Annotated in this window: 14 protein-coding genes; 11 read left to right on the top strand and 3 right to left on the bottom strand. The window is 42.9% G+C overall.

Annotated features, from left to right (window positions below):
* Positions 1–144: 144 nt before the first annotated feature.
* The 4 genes from A7985_RS06590 to A7985_RS06575 all read left to right on the top strand — a co-directional run bounded on the left by A7985_RS06590 (position 145) and on the right by A7985_RS06575 (position 3,763).
* Entirely contained in the window at positions 145–1,065 is a 921-nt protein-coding gene (locus tag A7985_RS06590; protein ID WP_065789620.1) for a hydrogen peroxide-inducible genes activator, read from the top strand.
* A 195-nt stretch (positions 1,066–1,260) separates the two neighbouring features.
* Positions 1,261–1,977 carry a DUF4397 domain-containing protein gene (locus A7985_RS06585; protein ID WP_065789619.1) on the top strand — a complete coding sequence of 239 codons (717 nt, stop codon included), beginning with the start codon at positions 1,261–1,263 and terminating at the stop codon, positions 1,975–1,977.
* 257 nt (positions 1,978–2,234) lie between these two features.
* A complete protein-coding gene (locus A7985_RS06580; protein WP_065789618.1) occupies positions 2,235–2,651 on the top strand; it encodes a DoxX family protein in 417 nt (138 codons plus the stop codon).
* Positions 2,652–2,794: 143 nt separating this feature from the next.
* On the top strand, positions 2,795–3,763 hold the full coding sequence (locus tag A7985_RS06575) for a glutathione S-transferase family protein (RefSeq protein WP_065789617.1): 969 nt from the start codon (positions 2,795–2,797) through the stop codon (positions 3,761–3,763).
* Between the two features lie 22 nt (positions 3,764–3,785).
* Here the strand turns inward: A7985_RS06575 and A7985_RS06570 are convergent, their stop codons facing one another.
* Positions 3,786–4,160: a nuclear transport factor 2 family protein gene (locus A7985_RS06570; protein WP_065789616.1), complete on the bottom strand. Its 375-nt coding sequence runs from the start codon at positions 4,158–4,160 to the stop codon at positions 3,786–3,788.
* Between the two features lie 46 nt (positions 4,161–4,206).
* Positions 4,207–4,725 carry a hypothetical protein gene (locus A7985_RS06565; protein WP_065789615.1) on the bottom strand — a complete coding sequence of 173 codons (519 nt, stop codon included), beginning with the start codon at positions 4,723–4,725 and terminating at the stop codon, positions 4,207–4,209.
* Positions 4,726–5,025: 300 nt separating this feature from the next.
* Between A7985_RS06565 and A7985_RS06560 the strand changes: the two genes are divergently transcribed.
* The 6 genes from A7985_RS06560 (at position 5,026) to A7985_RS06535 (ending at position 13,510) form a co-directional block, all read left to right on the top strand.
* Positions 5,026–6,102 carry a serine hydrolase domain-containing protein gene (locus A7985_RS06560; protein ID WP_065789614.1) on the top strand — a complete coding sequence of 359 codons (1,077 nt, stop codon included), beginning with the start codon at positions 5,026–5,028 and terminating at the stop codon, positions 6,100–6,102.
* Between the two features lie 193 nt (positions 6,103–6,295).
* Positions 6,296–9,100, top strand: a complete 2,805-nt coding sequence (locus A7985_RS06555) for a TonB-dependent receptor (protein WP_065789613.1) — start codon at positions 6,296–6,298, stop codon at positions 9,098–9,100.
* A gap of 52 nt (positions 9,101–9,152) precedes the next feature.
* Positions 9,153–10,484, top strand: a complete 1,332-nt coding sequence (locus tag A7985_RS06550) for a DUF5690 family protein (protein WP_065789612.1) — start codon at positions 9,153–9,155, stop codon at positions 10,482–10,484.
* Positions 10,485–10,511: 27 nt separating this feature from the next.
* Positions 10,512–11,321: a phosphonoacetaldehyde hydrolase gene (gene phnX / locus A7985_RS06545; RefSeq protein ID WP_065789611.1), complete on the top strand. Its 810-nt coding sequence runs from the start codon at positions 10,512–10,514 to the stop codon at positions 11,319–11,321.
* Complete coding sequence (locus A7985_RS06540; RefSeq protein ID WP_065789610.1) at positions 11,318–12,724, top strand: FAD-dependent oxidoreductase; 1,407 nt, start codon at positions 11,318–11,320, stop codon at positions 12,722–12,724. Before phnX ends, A7985_RS06540 begins: the two co-directional genes overlap by 4 nt.
* 93 nt (positions 12,725–12,817) lie before the next feature.
* The gene (locus A7985_RS06535) at positions 12,818–13,510 is read left to right on the top strand and encodes a UTRA domain-containing protein (RefSeq protein ID WP_065789609.1); all 693 of its coding nucleotides are present in this window, start codon (positions 12,818–12,820) and stop codon (positions 13,508–13,510) included.
* Positions 13,511–13,559: 49 nt separating this feature from the next.
* Here A7985_RS06535 and A7985_RS06530 read toward each other — a convergent pair whose 3' ends face one another.
* Positions 13,560–14,723 carry a DUF819 family protein gene (locus tag A7985_RS06530; RefSeq protein WP_065789608.1) on the bottom strand — a complete coding sequence of 388 codons (1,164 nt, stop codon included), beginning with the start codon at positions 14,721–14,723 and terminating at the stop codon, positions 13,560–13,562.
* A 334-nt stretch (positions 14,724–15,057) separates the two neighbouring features.
* On the opposite strand from A7985_RS06530, the gene A7985_RS06525 reads away from it, so the two are divergent.
* Positions 15,058–16,692 carry a methyl-accepting chemotaxis protein gene (locus A7985_RS06525; RefSeq protein ID WP_065789607.1) on the top strand — a complete coding sequence of 545 codons (1,635 nt, stop codon included), beginning with the start codon at positions 15,058–15,060 and terminating at the stop codon, positions 16,690–16,692.
* Positions 16,693–17,499: the final 807 nt, after the last annotated feature.

The following is a 17,499-nucleotide window of genomic DNA, read 5'->3' as shown; positions in this document are numbered from 1 at the left end:
GTCTATCTAGTTGAAATTAAATAGGTTTATTTTGTTCAGTCGGCATAGAAATTGTGTCTGGGTGATTTTTGAGCAAGCGAGCGGGTGCATTATTTGATTTTACGATTAAGATAGAGAAAACAATCTAAAATAAAGAATATATAGATGGTCTCTTTTAAACAAATTGTCTATGCGCTGGCAGTCGAGAAAACACTGCATTTTAAAAAGGCTGCGGATATTTGCCATGTGTCGCAATCTACCTTGAGTACGGCTATCCATGAGTTGGAAAAGCAGTTAGGTACAGTTATTTTTGAACGTAACAACAAGCACGTTTTCGTGACTGAAGAGGGCAAGCAGCTACTCGACAAAGCAAGAAGCATCAAGCTAGAAATGGATGAATTGATGACGCTTGCCCAAACCAGCAAAGCGCCTTTATGCCGCCCTATGAAAATCGGCGTGATCCCGACAATTGGGCCATTTCTACTGCCAAAAGTATTGCCTGAAGTTCGTAATCAATACCCAGAGTTCAGGCTGAAAATTATTGAAGAGCAGTCTCATGTGTTAGTTGATATGCTGCGCCAAGGGGATTTAGATGCAGCTGTTTTAGCTTTGCCTTATCAAATAGAAGGGCTGATGGCGTTTGATTTTTGGCATGAAGACTTTTATTGGGTAAGTCACAAAGATGAATGTACGACCAGCATTGAGGAAATTACCAGCGAGCAGTTTGAAATCGACAAACTTATGCTGTTAAAGGATGGTCACTGTCTTAAAGAGCATGCGCTCAGTGCTTGTAAGTTATCCAGTGATAAAAAAGACACTTCTTTTGATAGCACAAGCTTACATACCTTAATTCAAATGGTAGCTGGAAAAATGGGCACCACCCTTGTGCCACAAATGGCATTGGACCAGCTCGTAAAAGGGGAGTCCGATTTGGTGGCTATTCACCTCAATGAACCGGGACCTCATCGGACGATCTCATTGGTTGTTAGGCCAAACTATGTGCGCACAAACGACATAACAATTTTACAAAAGCTCTTTGAACAAGAGCTCAGGAAAAATTGCGCCATGAGCTTTTGTAATATTTAACAATCAAACTGCTTTGGTTGCTATCAGTAAGGCGTTCAGAGTTTGAACATAATCGAAGAATATTACGATGTTCATCACAATTTCACCTAACTCGTAACGCTTGAAAACATCAAAGCTGTTAATAATTACACTCGATAACAACTTGCAAATACCGTCTTGATTATACTTTCCTCAGTGACAATTGGAGGATTTAAAATGAACCTAGTCAAAGGGTTAGTGTTGACAGTAATGGTTGGTGTGATGGCGGGTTGTAATAACGATGACACCTATACAGCAGACGTCAGTGCCATTAATTTAGTAAATGGCGAAGTGGATGTATATTGGCAATTCGAAAAAGGCCATGAAGAAATGTCTTTAACGGATAAAAGTGGTCTGCTGTTTGGTGAAAAATCTGATGAAAAGATGTTGGTGCAAGATGATTCAGATGGCAATGTCTTTGCATTTTACGGCGTTAAAGGGAACTCTCTTGAGACCGCAATAGAGTCTACCCGCTTTCGTTTTTCCGAGCATGCGGACTATGTTGTTTACACGTTTGGTCGTCTCGACAATGATTCTGCACAAGCTGCACAATTGGGCGCTGTAAAAATCAATGATGACGAAATCGCGAGTAGCAAATATCGAGTCATAATTTTTCATACCTATGTGGCTGATATGGGTAAGATTGATGTCTATGTGGGTGATGAAAAAGTGGCAGAAAACCTTGAATATGGTGATACGACTAACTACTTGGATCTACCGATTGAGCGCAACGAACTTATTGTTGTCAAGGCCGGACAGGGGGCAAATACACAAAACCCGATTGCCAAAGCCACGCTTTCTCCACAAGCTGGTGATATTCAATTGGCTTATATTACTTCGACTTCTGAAAATGAAGGTAATATTAAGTCATATAAGGTCAATGCAGCCCAATAATTCAAAAGTAAACCTAATGCGGCTGTCTGTTCTCTAGATGGCCCATTGTATGCTGAACTCCATACTTCAATAATCAAGGGCGGCTCTTCAGCGTTATCCTGTTGTATGACCATCCTCATTTATCCACTGATTAACATCCACAAAAAACGAACGATAGACCCTAAATTCACTAATTTTATTTGTTTAATTAGATAGTAAACTTGTTAGCAAGTCAGGCAGTCATGCCTAGAAACAAGTTAAAGTTTAGGAGCAGACAAATGAAATTAGTCAATATTATCTCTAACAATGAAGGCGTTGCGAATATCGCAAATTTAGTTGGACGAGTCGGTCTATCAGTCATTTTCATTCTTGCTGGTATGAACAAAATCCAATATTTTGAAGGTAATGCGCAGTACTTAGCTTCAGGTGGCTTACCTGAATTTTTATTACCTCTGGTGATTGCATTCGAATTGATTGGTGGTCTATTCATACTCGCTGGCGCATTGACACAATTAACCGCGCTGGCATTCGCAGGGTTTTGTGTGATCAGTGCTCTGGTGTTCCACAACAACTTAGCCGACCAAATGCAATTTTTTATGTTTTTCAAAAATATTGCAATGGCAGGTGGGTTTTTAGCACTGGCATCAACAGGTGCAGGACGTTTTAGTGTTGACCACAAGTTGACACAGCAATAATGCTCGAATGTGCTGATGTACGCGTTTAATCAGCACGTTACATATTATGAGGAAGTGGCTTTTCATTAGGTGGGACTTGATACGATAAGCACTTAGGCAAAGCGGCTTGAACGATTTCAATTTTGTAGATTAGGAGATTGGCGATGGGTTTATTAGTAAATGGTCAGTGGCATGATAGCTGGTATGATACTACATCAAGCAATGGAGAATTTCAGAGAGAGGCTGCACAGCTGCGCAATTGGGTTACCGCAGATGGCGAAGCTGGGCAAAGTGGTGATGCTGGGTTTAAAGCGGAGAAAGGTCGCTACCAATTATACGTGTCATTAGCTTGTCCTTGGGCGCATCGCACGCTAATTTTTCGTCAGTTAAAAGGACTGGAGGACTATATCGATGTGTCTATTGTCAGCCCAGACATGTTGCAAAACGGGTGGACGTTTGACAAAGAGGCTGGCAGTACGGGCGATGCCTTGTTCGACAGCGCTTTCATGTATCAGATTTATACTAAACACAAAGCTGATTACACCGGCCGTGTGACTGTGCCTGTGCTCTGGGATAAAAAACTTCAGCGTATTGTGAGCAATGAATCATCAGAAATCATTCGTATGTTTAACAGTGCATTCAATCATTTAACGGGTAATGAGCTGGACTTTTATCCTGCTGAACTTCGCACTGAAATTAATGAAATAAACAGTTTTGTCTATGAAAATATCAACAATGGGGTCTATCGCACCGGCTTTGCAACGAGCCAAGAAGCGTATTCAGCTGCATTTGATAAGCTGTTTAATGCGCTCGATAAAATCGAAGCAATACTGAGTGAAAATTTATACCTTGTGGGTGATACGTTAACCGAGGCTGACTGGCGCTTATTCACAACCTTAATCCGTTTTGATTCGGTATATGTCGGGCATTTTAAATGTAACAAGCGCACCATTGAAAGTTATCCGCATATTTCTAATTATGTACGTGCTTTGTATCAATACTCAGATGTTGCGGAGACGGTCGACTTTTTCCATATAAAGCGCCACTACTACTTCAGTCATACCATGATTAACCCAACACAAGTGGTACCAGATGGACCAGAGCTAGACTATACCCGAGCACATAACCGCTAATACGGGTTTAACGAGCCCCTTTTTAGGGGCGTAGAGTTGATTGTGCGCTGATGACTTGCCAATCTAATCGGTGTTTAGCCCAAACTCGCGTGAATGCAAACTGCCCGTTTGCATTTTGTCCATCATATTCCCCCGTAATATCGGCATTAACGTGAACAATGGCCATATCGCCCATTGTCATAACGGATAAATCTTCCAACACAATGCTTGTAATACAAAGTTGGCCTGAGGCGTGTAAATAAAGGTCATCTTGTTTAGATAAGCGCCGGCCTTGATGATTAATAAACACGAGATTGTCAGCCAATAATTCTGCTAATAACGCTGTATCTGAGCAGAGCATCGCCGTTTTTAGCTTTTGTTCTGCCTGAAAAATTTGCTGTGTAATAGTGCTTTCCATGTGTGGCATCCAGTTTGTTTATTATCCCATGTTAGTATTTTGCAGCCTATTTGTGTTGTTCATTTGGTACTGTGCCGTAAATAAGTGCTCTCAGAGCAGGGCGAACAACGGCAACAATAAATATAATAATAATGAGCGTACCCATAATTAGCCGCAGTACAGACATAAACCAAGATTGCTGCCAAATAGGTATTTTTGCAGTTTGACCAAACTGTGATTCGAGTTCTGCACAGGCTTTTGGCAAAGCGCTAAATGACGCATGCTTAGGGTACTCAATCACAAAACCTGCGCGGGTAAGTGCAAGTCGTGCATTTTGAGTATGTTGTTCATCTATGTACAGCATGTGGCTTTTTACATCAGCGTAATAAGCAATTTTGTGCATGTCTAAGACATCGGCGATTTTTACCGCGTCTACCAGGCGAAGATCGTCTATTAAAGGACGGAAGTTCGGCGTTTTTACCCAAATGATGGTAGCAGTAATTAGCATCGCTGAGCAGGTTAGTACTGCATAAAGAATAGCGTCTTTATGCGTCAAAGTGCGTTGAGTCCATTTTATGTTTGCCATATGGCGTTCCTTGGGCATTTTCAGTCTTTGTTGAGGTTACTTCAAAAATTAGGAAATAACTATTGGATAGCTAAATTCCATTAATAGATGTTTCTAAAGTGGACTAAACATCAACACAAGGCATGGGAATATCACACAGGTGCTAAATGGAGTAGCTGATTCACGACTATTTAAAGTGGGAGAAAGCAGCTAGACTAGATAATTATTCATATAAACTGTGTAATTTAAGTGGGCTAAATAATCGGTAACTCTAGATTTTTCTGGAGGTTATCGGTAGAGTTGCCAATAAAAGAGTCGTCGATGTTTAGAATAATCACTCAAGTTTCGTTGTGTGTACTCACTTTGTCAGGGTGTAATTTCTTTGATGAGCGCAGTGATGCAGAGAAGTTGAAGGTATTACTTGCTCAGCATGAGCAACAGCATCAAATACCGGCTCAAGGGCTTTTGGTCTTGCATAAAGACAAAGAGTTGTTCAAGGGCATACACAGTAGTGAGTTGTTCAAAAAAGAGCACTCACTTACCGAAGACAGTTTATTTCCCATTCATTCCATAAGTAAGTTGTTTGCCAGTATTTTGGTTTTGCAACTTGCACAAGAGCAGAAAATCTCACTCGACAAGCCCGCATCTCTCTATGTACGAGGCTTACCAAGACAATGGCATAATATTCCTATTAGTGCCTTTTTGAATCACGCCTCAGGTATACCCGAGTACTTTGACCGTGAAGTCAGTAAATTTGTTTTTGCTGCAAATAAAAAAGAGACATTTGAACAGCTAAAGGCTAAGCCTGTGCGTTTTGCCCCTGGGGCAAAGATCCGATATACACAAACAAATTATTTAGTACTAGCGGCTTTATTAGAGTCAGTTTCAGGGCATAGCTATGAAGCGCTTGTTGAACAGCGCATCTTCAATCCGCTTGCAATGAAAAACACGTTGCGGCTACAGCACCCTCAAAGCCATCTCAATGCTGTGAAAACTTACCATGTGAGCGCTGGAAAACTGGTTGAATCCGAGTTTATTCAATGGCCTGACTATAGTGCTGTGCATGGCGGCTATTACAGTAGCCTCGATGACATTGGCAGGTTTTTATCTGCAGTGGCTAATGGAAAACTAATAGAGCAAACCCAATTGCAACAGTATTTTAAGCCTTACCGCCTGCGTGACGGAAACATCAGCTATTTCGCCTCTGGCTGGGATTATGGCCGTAATTGGCAGTTTCAGGAGGTGGGTCACGATGGCGGTGCATTAAGCCGAGTAAGGATCTTATTCAAAGATAACTTGGATGATGCCTACATCATTGTCTATTTTACAAATGGTAACAGTGACGGTGTTTGGTCACGAGAGCTTGTGGACGCCGTTCAAGCAAGCTTGTCACTCTGACAGTTGTACAGTTGTTTAAATAAGCGCTGCTTACCAATATATACAGCGCTATCTTATCAAAAGACAGGTTTCGTCTTTTTCCTTAAACCAAGCTTTAACCAAACCGTCACGCCAGTGTAAAAAACCACCATTACTCTATCTGCAATAAATTGGTCTAGACCAGAAAAGAAACCCAACATTTGAGATAAAAGCAATGAGTAAACTAACACAAATCGCGGCAGCGATAGTTTTGGCTAGTAGTGCAAGTGTATATGCCTCAAGCGGCAAATTAGTCGGGGTAGTTGCAGACCCACATACAAGTTTATCGGGAGCAACTGTGCGCGTAAAGGGAAGCGAATTCTCTACAGTGACGGACTATCGCGGTGAGTTTTCGTTATCAAAGCTGAGTCGTGGTCGATATACCTTGGTAGTGTCTTACATTGGCTATGGAGACGCAGAGGTAGAGGTTGAAGTGGTTGATGGCAAAGTAGTGATGCTTGAGCCCATTATTCTCAATAGTAGTCAAACGATTGAAGAAGTCGTGAGTGTTGGACAAATTTTTAGAGGTGAAATGGCCGCGGCTAATACTCAGAAGAATGCGTTAAGTATAAAGAGTGTCATTGCTGCGGATGGCATAGGTAAGTTGCCTGACAGAAATGCGGCGGAAGCTGTGCAGCGGATCCCAGGTGTGTCTATTGAAAGAGACCAAGGGGAAGGTCGCTTTGTCGCAGTTAGAGGGCTTCCGGCACAGTGGAGCTCTACAAGTTTAAACGGTAACCGGTTGCCAACAGCAGAAGAAGAAACAACGAGTCGAGCAACCGCATTTGACTTTTTCCCGAGTGAATTAATTGAGTTCGTCGAGGTATCTAAGGCAATTACACCAGATATGGAGGGCGATGCAATTGGCGGTAATGTCAATTTTATCACCAAAAAGGGGGCTGATGAGTTCATTTTGAAGACGAATGTGGGTGTCGGTCAGAATGAGCTCGCTGAAGGAAATAATTACTCGGCGAATGTGATTTACGGCGACCGGCTGCTCGATGACAAGCTTGGTTTTATAATCAATGCGACAGCTTGGAAGCGCGACTGGGCGACAGATAATTTCGAAGCACGCAGACGAGGAGAGGAAGAAAACTACGGAATTTACCGCTTAGAACTTAGAGACTATACAGGCACAAGAGAAACGTTTGGTTTAAATGGCTCTGTAGAATACGAATTAGATAGTGGTTCTATTAGCGCCAGCGCGTTATATGGCACTTTGATTGATGACGAAACACATTACAAACATCGTTTGCGATTTGATAAAAGCCGCATCGAGTTGCAACATATCCGCGATGAATTGATCACCGAAATGACAGGGTTTGAGTTGAGAGGTGACCATGACTTGGGTATTGATAAAACCCTAAATTGGCAAATTGCCAGTTATGAAAATGAATTCCGCTATGGCAATAAGCCCAATAAACAAGACCATAGCTATTTTGTGATGCGCTTTGATCAAAAGGTGAACTTTTCAGGTTTAACACAAGCCGGAAATGGTAAGAACTACGCCTACAATATTGTCGATGGTGGTCAAGACCCGTGGGACGGTATTCGTACTTACTTACCTGAAAACTTCAAAATGGACCCGTCTCAAAGTCAGCTATCTTGGGTCAATCTATACAAAGTCTTCGTTAATGAGAAAGACCGAGCTGTGGTTAATGTGGATCTTGAGTGGCAAGTTGACAATGCGCTTGCCGTTAAATTCGGAGCGAAATATCGAGATAAGCAAAGGCAAGCAAGCTTTTCGGATGAGTTCTATAGTTGGAAAGCGTCAAGTGGTGACGTGCCAACCCTAGATAGCTTTTCTTTAGCAGATCAACCGGGTCGCACTGATTATCTGTCAGAATTACCCGTGAATTATCACGCCCTGTTCGCACCCGTTGCATCGACAGAGGATGCGATGCAGTTTTGGAATAGCAATAGATCTAATTTTGAACTGATTGCAGACGAGTCCGCACTTGTAAACAATGGCGGGGCACTGGGTCGAAACTTCACTGTGAATGAAACACATGCTTCTTTATACGGAATGGGGGTTTATCAATTTAATCAAGATATTGAAATTGTCGCAGGTATTAGAGCAACCCATACCGACACGGACGTATCTGGATTTACCTACCTAGAGGAGTCCAAAACACTTGAAGCCAACAATCATACAAAAGATTACTGGGCTATTTTACCGTCGTTTCATCTTACCTATCGTGCAAGTGAAGACATCAATTATCGCTTTGCCTTGACGCGCACATTTTCCCGCCCCGACTTTGGGGACTTGACGGCGGGGGGGACGTTCTTAGAGCAAGAGCAACAGCTTAAAACCGGAAACCCGGACCTCAATCCAACGTTCTCAACAAATTTAGACTTAATGGTCGAGTACTACTTCGAACGCGTAGGATTGCTATCTGCTGGTGTATTTTACAAAGACATTCAAGACCCAATTTACTGGTCAACAAGAAAAGATACTTATCGAGGTATTGACGGGATCAGCATTAATCGCCCAGAAAATGGTAACGATGCAAAAGTAGCTGGGGTTGAAGTTGCGTTCAATCGAGACTTGGCATTTATCTCCCCTCAATTAGAAAACTTTGGAGTGATGAGTAACGCCACATTTATGGACTCAGAAATGACGGGGCTCAGCCGCAGTGACAACCCTGCAATTCCAGGTCAAGCCGATGAACTTTATAACTTCACACTCTATTACGATAACACGCTGTTTGCTGCCCGATTATCTGTTAACCACAAGGGGGCCTATATCGATGAGCATGGCACTGGTGGCACGGCGTCGCAAGAAGATATCTATTATGGCGCGAATACGACCGTTGATTTTACTACGTCATATCAACTTAACGAGCATGCACTAGTGTACCTAGAGCTGAACAATCTGACCGACGAGCCACTTGAGTACTACCAAGGAAATGAAGGACGTCCTCTGCAAGTCGAATACTACGGTATTCGCGGTATGGTCGGGCTGAACTATCAGTTCTAGTTTTTAATATCATATGGCAGGTGCTAAGCCTGCCTTCACGAGTGGAAGTATCATGATCAATCTTCGCCTTTGGCAGCAACCACCTAATTGGCTTGAAAAAGCCAGCGGCATTGGTTTCGTTTTGTTTGCGGCATCTAGTGCATTTTTAACTTACTTTAGTATGTATGCGTTTCGCAAGCCGTTTTCTGTTAATTCATATGAAGCATATAACAGCTCGGACTGGCTCGTGAGTTTCAAGGTGGCGCTGATATTAGCGCAAGTATTTGGCTATTTATGCGCCAAGTTTATCGGTGTAAAAGTCATTGCTGAAATGCGGCCAGACAGGCGAGTGTATGTGATCATCGGTATGATTTTAAGCGCTGAGCTTGCGCTGGTTTTGTTTGCGTTAACGCCTGCGGGTTTGAATGTCTTTTGGCTTTTTATCAATGGCCTTTCACTGGGCATGATTTGGGGGTTGGTATTCAGTTACTTGGAGGGGCGTAAAAGTACTGAAATTCTTGGTGCCGTGTTGAGTGTGACATTTATATTGGCGTCAGGTCTGGTTAGAACGGTTGGCCAATGGCTGGTGGTAGAACTCAATGTCACAGAGCTATGGATGCCAGCAGCAACGGGGGCTATATTTTTGCCTTTGTTGTTTTTAAGCGTTTTATGTTTAAACAGCATCCCAAAACCGACCGCACAAGATGAACAAGCCAGACAAAAACGCGCGCCTATGAGCGGCAAAGCGCGATGGCAATTTTTCAAACGATATTGGTTTGGCATTTCAGCGCTAGTTTTAAGCTTTTTACTCTTTACGGGCTTTCGAGACTTTCGAGACAACTTTTCGGCTGAAATTTGGCAAGCACTGGGCTATGGCCATGAGCCCACTATCTTCGCTTACGCAGGGATTAGAATTGCATTCTTTGTTCTGCTGGCAATGGCGGCGTTGGTATTAATTAAAAATAATCGAACTGCTTTTTTCGCCAATCATTACTTTATTTTGTTTGGGGTTTTACTACTTGCCGGGAGCACATACGGATATGAATCTCAGTGGCTGTCTTCTAAAGCATGGATGGTCTTACTCGGTGCAGGTTTGTATATCAGTTACATCCCATATAACTGTTTTTTGTTTGACCGACTGATCTCTGCTGTGGGGTCGAGCGCCAATGCGGGTTTTTTAATTTACCTCGCAGATTCAGCGGGGTACATCGGTTCTGTAGGAATTTTATTGTACAAAACGTTTGCAACACCTGACCTGTCCTGGCTGCAATTTTTTATATCTGCGTGCTATTGGGTTGCGGCCATTGCTGGCGTACTGGTTATCAGCGCGTTGATTTACTTCAAAGCGACACTGGTCAGCAAGCAATGGTCGCCCACTCGCAACATTGAAATCGCATCTAGCTAATCGAATTTATACTTATTAGGAATCAATATGAAACATATAGAAGCACTTATTTTAGACTGGGCAGGCACAGTTGTGGATTACGGCTCCATTGCACCAACCAGTATTTTTGTTGAAGCATTTAAACGTGGCTTTGATTTTGATATCTCGCTGCATGAAGCTCGTGGGCCCATGGGTATGGGAAAGTGGGATCATATTAATACGCTACTCAATACGCCAGCAATAGCCGCTCGTTGGCTGGCTCAATTCGGACGTCAACCATCGAGTCAAGATGTTGACCATATATATGAAACTTTTATGCCTTTGCAAATAGCGAAAGTTGCAGAGCGGGCAGAGCCCATTAAAGGTGTGTTGGAAGTGATACATAGACTTCAAGCTCAAGGCGTGAAAATTGGTAGTTGTTCTGGCTATCCAAAACCCGTGATGGATGTCTTGGTGCCTGCTGCGGCTGAATATGGTTACGTGCCTGATTGTGTGGTTGCAAGTGATGAATGTGTTGCAGGTTCTCGTCCGGGCCCTTGGATGGCATTAGAAAATATCCAGCGCTTAGGGATAAACCGTGTGGCTTCGTGTGTAAAAGTCGACGATTCCGTGCATGGCATTACAGAGGGGTTAAATGCAGGTATGTGGACCATCGGCGTAGCTGTAACTGGCAATGCAATTGGCTTGAGTGAGCAAGAATGGCACACGTTAGATAACGCGCAGCAAGGGACGTTAACCGGACTTGCCTACACTCAATTGTCTGCTGCGGGGGCACATTATGTGGTGGATTCATTGGCCGATGTAGAAGCGGTTTTGGTTGAAATTGAATCTAAACTCGCGCGCGGGGAGCGCCCATGAAGCGCTTCCAGCCATTTTGGTTTGATGACGCAATTGCTGAGACAGATATCGTCTCAGCGAAGCCGCTAACGCATAACTTAGAAACCGGCGCTTGTATTATTGGTGGCGGTTTTACAGGGCTTTGGACGGCGATTATGTTGAAGCAACGAGCGCCAGAGTTGGATGTTACGGTGATAGAAAAAGATCTATGTGGGCAAGGCGCATCAGGTAGAAATGGTGGGGCCATGCTGACGTGGTCAACCAAGTTTGCCAGTTTGGTAAAGCAGTTCGGCCTAGATCAAGCGTGCTTTTTGGTACAAAGCTCAGAGCAGGCGGTGCATGAAATTAAACGGTTTGCCGATCGTCACGCTATTGAGTGTGATTGCCGAGTGGACGGGACGTATTACACGGCGTCCAATCAAGCGCAAATTGAGAGCCTAGCTCCGGTCGTTTCATTACTTGAAAAACATGATCTCAACAATTGGCAAGCAGTTGATAAAGAAGGCTTGCGAGCAACCGGGTCTGAGACCAATTTACATGCAATTTATAGCCCGCATGCCGGCAGTGTACAACCCGCAAAGTTAGTGCGTGGGCTCAGAAATGTCGCGCTTAAACTTGGTGTACGTGTGTTTGAAAAAACAGCTTATCAGTCACATGTAGACGGCGAGATTGTCACTATCTCAACCAAACAGGGCGTCAAGATTCGCGCTACTAGCCTGACGTTTGCCGTCAATGCGTGGCTGCCTTCTCTGCGCTCAGAGTTCTCTCGACATGTTGTTTTAGTGTCAAGTGATATGGTGATTTCTAAACCAATGCCTGAATTGCTTGAACAACTCAAACTTGTGCATGGCGCGCCTGTCATAGATGCGAGGATTTTTGTCAATTATTATCGTACGACCTCTGAAGGCAGATTAATGCTAGGTAAGGGAGGTAACTATTTTAGTTTTGCGAATCAAGTACAGGCTCGTTTTGATGCACCGAGCCGTTATTTAGATATTTTACACCGTTCACTCGCGCACTTTTTTGATACCCCTTTACCTATCGAGCGAACATGGACGGGCCCATCTGATCGCAGCGTTTCAGGTATGCCATTTTTTGGCCTACTCAAAGGAAAGAAAAATGTATTTTATGGTAGTGGCTATTCTGGCAATGGTGTTGTGCAATCATACTTAGGAGGGAAAATCCTTTCATCTTTGATAGCCAATCAGCAAGACTGTTGGAGCCAATGTGCATTAGTAAATGGCAAGCTAGCCAAATTTCCTGCTGAACCATTTAGAAGTATTGGTGCATATGCGATTAGAAACGCAATAAGGCGTAAAGAGCATGCGCAAGATATGAATTTGGTGCCATCCAAATTAGACACTTGGCTGAGTAGTTTAAGCGGCAGCGCGGCTAAACTGGACCCAGATGTAAACAGTGTTTGAAATGAGTTTTAGATTTACACCAAATGAGATTCCGATTGTCATAAAAGTCACGTAAGCTTGTCACATCTTTGGGGTTTGTACTTTTAAAATACCATGTTGCTTTATCAAAAAATCCGTAATTATATTCAAGATTTACTAGCTCAAGGCTCCATGCAGCCTGGGTCAAAGTTACCTTCAGAGCGGAGCTTACAAGAGGAGTTTAGCTCTACACGGATCACAGTAAGGGAGGCCCTTGCAAGGCTTGAAGCCGAGGGCGTGATATACAGTCAGAAACGCCGTGGTTGGTTTGTCACACCACAAAAACTTCGGTGGCACCCTGCGCGTAAAGTAAACTTTAATCGCTTAACCAAGGAGCAAGGATTTGAGCCGAAAACGGAGGTGATTAGTATTGAAGCGCCAAGCACTGCACACCAAGTGGCTCATGAGCGATTTGAAGGCGAGGCGATTTATAAATTGTCTCGCGTAAGAAAGGTGGATGAGCGTGCAATTTTGATGGAAGAAATATACTGTCTCGCAGCACGATTCGAAGGGCTTGAAAATCAGGTATTAAACGGTTCAATTACGGAGGTGATGTCTACTGAATATAATGCTGAAGTGAGCCATGAACAGTGTGTGATTAGTGTCACTGTATTACCTGACGAAGCGTCTTCAAGACTGGAAAAGAATAGCGGGGCACCATGTTTAAAAGTACAAAGAGCACGTTATGATGCTCAAAAGCAATTAGTGGACTACAACATAGAGTATTGGCTTCATGACGCCATAGAAATGGTAGTTGAAGGAATATAAGGTTTAATGAGACGCGATAGCACGCTACCGCGTCACTGTGAGAGAAAGTTTACATTGCTTGTAATAGCAAAGCGACGCCAATCCCGCCACCTGTGCCTATAATGACTCCCATCAATGCCATAAGAATGGCAACAGGTACCAAAGTTTGGCTATAAGCTGCCGCGAGTACAGGTGAAGACGCAACGCCCCCGATGTTCGCCAATGAAGCGATACCACAGGTGAACAGATCTAGTTTAAAGATTTTAGCTATGGTGGTCAGAATAAGGCCATGAATAAGCAAAATCACAAAGCCGGCTAATATATATGCTGGTGCCTGAGTTAGCTCTGCAAAATTAGCATTAGCAGCGATTAGTGCAACCAAAGTGTACAGTAAAACATTGGACAGTTGAGGCGAGCCTGGAATTTTGCCCAGAGGTGTCATCGCGCAAACTACGCCTACAAGGGTGACTATCATGATGCTCCAAGTCGTGCTGGTCAGTACGGCATTTTGTGGTAATAGCCCAGAGGCATAGTTTGCAAGTGCTGATAAACCAAAAGCACAGCCGAGTAACAACATCATATCTGGAAAAGTCGTTTCTTTACGAATTTGGTCGTTTGAAAGGGTCAGTTTTTCTTGTAGGTCGTCTAAGGTGCTGGTATCTGCTTTTGTCCAATCGTTAAACTTGTGGGCAAAGGGCACAAGTGCAAGCAAAAACATAATCCACATAGCGTAGTCAATCGAGTCTATGAGTAGCGTATATCCCATGCCCGCATCGTTAAGGCCAAGGGCTTGTTGGACTGCCACCATATTCTGGGTGCCGCCAATCCAGCTTCCGGCAAGTGCGCCAAAGGTCAGTGCAGCGTTATCGTTTAAGTAATTTTGGAACAGGGTGAATGAGACGATAAAACCAAGTACGATACTGAGTGTCGCTGCAAAAAATGTGCCCAGTAGTTTTGGCCCGAGTTTGACGATGTCTCTTAAGTCTGCCCTTAATAACATGAGAAAAATCATTGCTGGTAAAATAGCGTTTCTCACTTCACCGCGTGCTTGTTTTACGGAATCTGTCATTTCCCAAACACCCAATGTGGACATCACCATCGCAGAGAAATATATAATAATAACTGCGGGGACATATTTAAAAAAACGGCCGTCTTTATATTTATTTTCATACCAAATGACGAGACCTGAAAAAAACATCAAAAATGCGATAAATGAGAATCCATCTTGGATCATGATTTCCTCTATTTTAATTATTATTTAACCAGCGCTATGCTAGCCGATCTCCTAGAGAAAAACGATGGTAATCTTTGGCATCATGTGATTATGCAAGCTGCTTGCAGCCGATATTTAGGCTAATAATCTAAACTCGCCAATAATTATACTTTGACTTTTGTGCGTCTAAAATTAAAAAATCCCCAAATTTTAGACTAAAGGCTAATTGCTTTTACAAAGTTGCTAAAAACTTCTATCTATATGTTTTAAATGAACTTTATTTTTATTTTCACTGGCGAACGGTTTCTGCGTGTCTATATTTAAGGTTCAATATGTATGCAAGAAGGAACAACTTATGCGAACGTTAAGGCAATGCAGTATTTATCAACGCCTCACGATTTTAATTGGGACAGTGATTGCCGCTTTGGTGATCCAAAATATGCTTAATTTGCAGCGTCAATATGCTGCTTTGGAATCACAACAATACGAAAAAACACAAAGTTTAGTAGAAAGTGCCCACAGTATCTTACGTCACTTTTATCAACTACAGCAAAATGGCACCTTATCTGAATCAGAGGCGCGCCAAAGTGCATTAAATACGTTGGCGAGCTTACGGTATGAAGAGAATAATTACTTTTGGGTAAATGACTTTGAGCCTGTGATGGTGATGCATCCCTTTAAGCCAAACCTGAATGGCAAGTCACTTACGGGCGTAAAAGATCCTGATGGTAAAGCGCTCTTTGTGGATATGGTGAGTGTAGTGAAGCGGCAAAGTGGTGGATTTGTACCATATAAATGGCCAAAACCGGGGGCGGAGCAGCCCGTAGAGAAAATCTCCTTTGTGAAAGGGTTTGAACCGTGGCAATGGATTGTTGGCTCAGGTGTTTACCTAGATACTATCTATGCAGAATATCAGTCGCAGAGAAATGATCTACTCGTCGATTTTAGTGTGATTATTATTCTTGCGATTAGCTTGAGTATACTCATTTCAAAAAGTATTTTGCATCCTATTCGAGAAACTGCAAATACCATGAAGCGTATCGCCAATGGGGATGGGGATTTGACTTTGCGTCTAGATGAGTACGGTAAAGATGAAGTCGCTAAACTGACAAAGCACTTTAATGCTTACACAGAAAGAATGCGCAGTTCAATTTTGAAAGTTGCGGGCAACAGCGACAGCGTAAAAAACCTTGCCCATGAGGTGGATCAGGCTGGGCGCGGAAATTTAAACTTCATCGAAATGCAAAATGACAACAGCCGGCAAGTTGCTACTGCGGTTGAACAAATGAGTATGCAGATTCAAGAGATTAACAATAATGCTGAAGCAGCTGAGCAAGCTGCAAGCGATGCAATGAAAAACAGTGCATCAGGTAAAAATACGCTCGCAAAAACAATTGGTACGATTGAGAGTCTTTCTTCAAACATCCAGCAAGTCAATGAAGTGACCAGTTCATTGGCTGAGGAAAGTAATAATATAGGATCGGTACTTGATGTTATTCGCGGTATTTCAGAACAAACAAACCTACTGGCTTTGAACGCAGCGATAGAGGCAGCCCGAGCTGGAGAGCAGGGCAGAGGGTTTGCGGTTGTTGCCGACGAAGTCAGAACGCTTGCAAGTCGAACCAGTGAGAGCACCGATGAAATTCAATCCATGATTGAGCGTTTGCAACAGGGTGCGCAAGCGGCAGTGATAGCGGTTCAACAAAGTCAAGCAACTTCAAAAGAATCAGTACAGCAAGCAAAAGAAGCGGATACCGCTTTGACGGAGATTGAACGCTTAATCGAAGTCATTTCGCAGATGAATAGTCAAATTGCGCGTGCGACGCAAGAGCAATCTCATGCAGCTCAAGAAGTTAATCGACGCATAACGGATCTGTCGGATTCTACAAATCTGTCTCTAGATGCAACGCAATCACTGACTGATACAAGCAAGGCGCTGCGCAGTGCCAGTCAAGAACTAGGGCTTGTGGTTGAAGGTTTCAGAGTTTAGTACAACGATAGAGGGTCATCAGGTAGCAGCACGATGGCCCGCGACTACATGTTTCATTACATGTATTAGCTCATACCTGATCTTACAGTTTCGATGAATAGGTTTAGACTATCATCTGATAGACAGCTATGAGCGATCAAGAGGCGGTCGTGATTATATGGTTTTGTTAGCTTGACTCTACAAAGCGGCCGTTCAGCCAACTAGTTCCTGCCCCAAAACGTGTTTAGTCGAATGCCTCAAAGAATAGCGGCCATTAGAATATTATTTTTAAAGCACTGATCTTATGCCCAGTTGTTTTGTGTTTCTTCTATAGTCAAGAAAATGACCCATTGGGTCGTTTTTATCCTTTCCATAATTGTCTGTAATGATATGAAAAACATATCTGTAGCAACAAGTTAGTTATTGTGATAAAACTGGTACAATGATAAAAATGTCCCTTGGCTCGGTAGAAAAGCGACCCAATGGGTCGATATTAAATTGTTATACGTATAGGGAAGTTTGGTGGGATATTTAGTGTTAGGTGTGTTTATTTTTATTCATTTCTACATATCTTTCCTAGCGTGTAGTTACTTTGCAAAATCATATGAGCAAAAGCTAAATAGTGCATCAAAAGCCCTGATCACTTTATTTACTGGGCCTTTAACCTTCACACTTATGATGCTAGTGATTTTTATGACGCCATTAAGAAACACCGAAGCAGGCATAATGGACGGTGGATTATTTTTAATGTTTATCCTTTTTACGCCGTTGTTTCCAATTGTTAGTTTTGGTTTAGTTAAACTGGCTTACAAATTTAGGTTCTGTGTA

It is taken from the genome of Pseudoalteromonas luteoviolacea (assembly GCF_001696455.1).
Lineage (GTDB): Bacteria > Pseudomonadota > Gammaproteobacteria > Enterobacterales > Alteromonadaceae > Pseudoalteromonas > Pseudoalteromonas luteoviolacea_C.
Note: the sequence above shows the minus strand (reverse complement) of the source record. Positions and strands in the feature narration are given on the sequence as shown.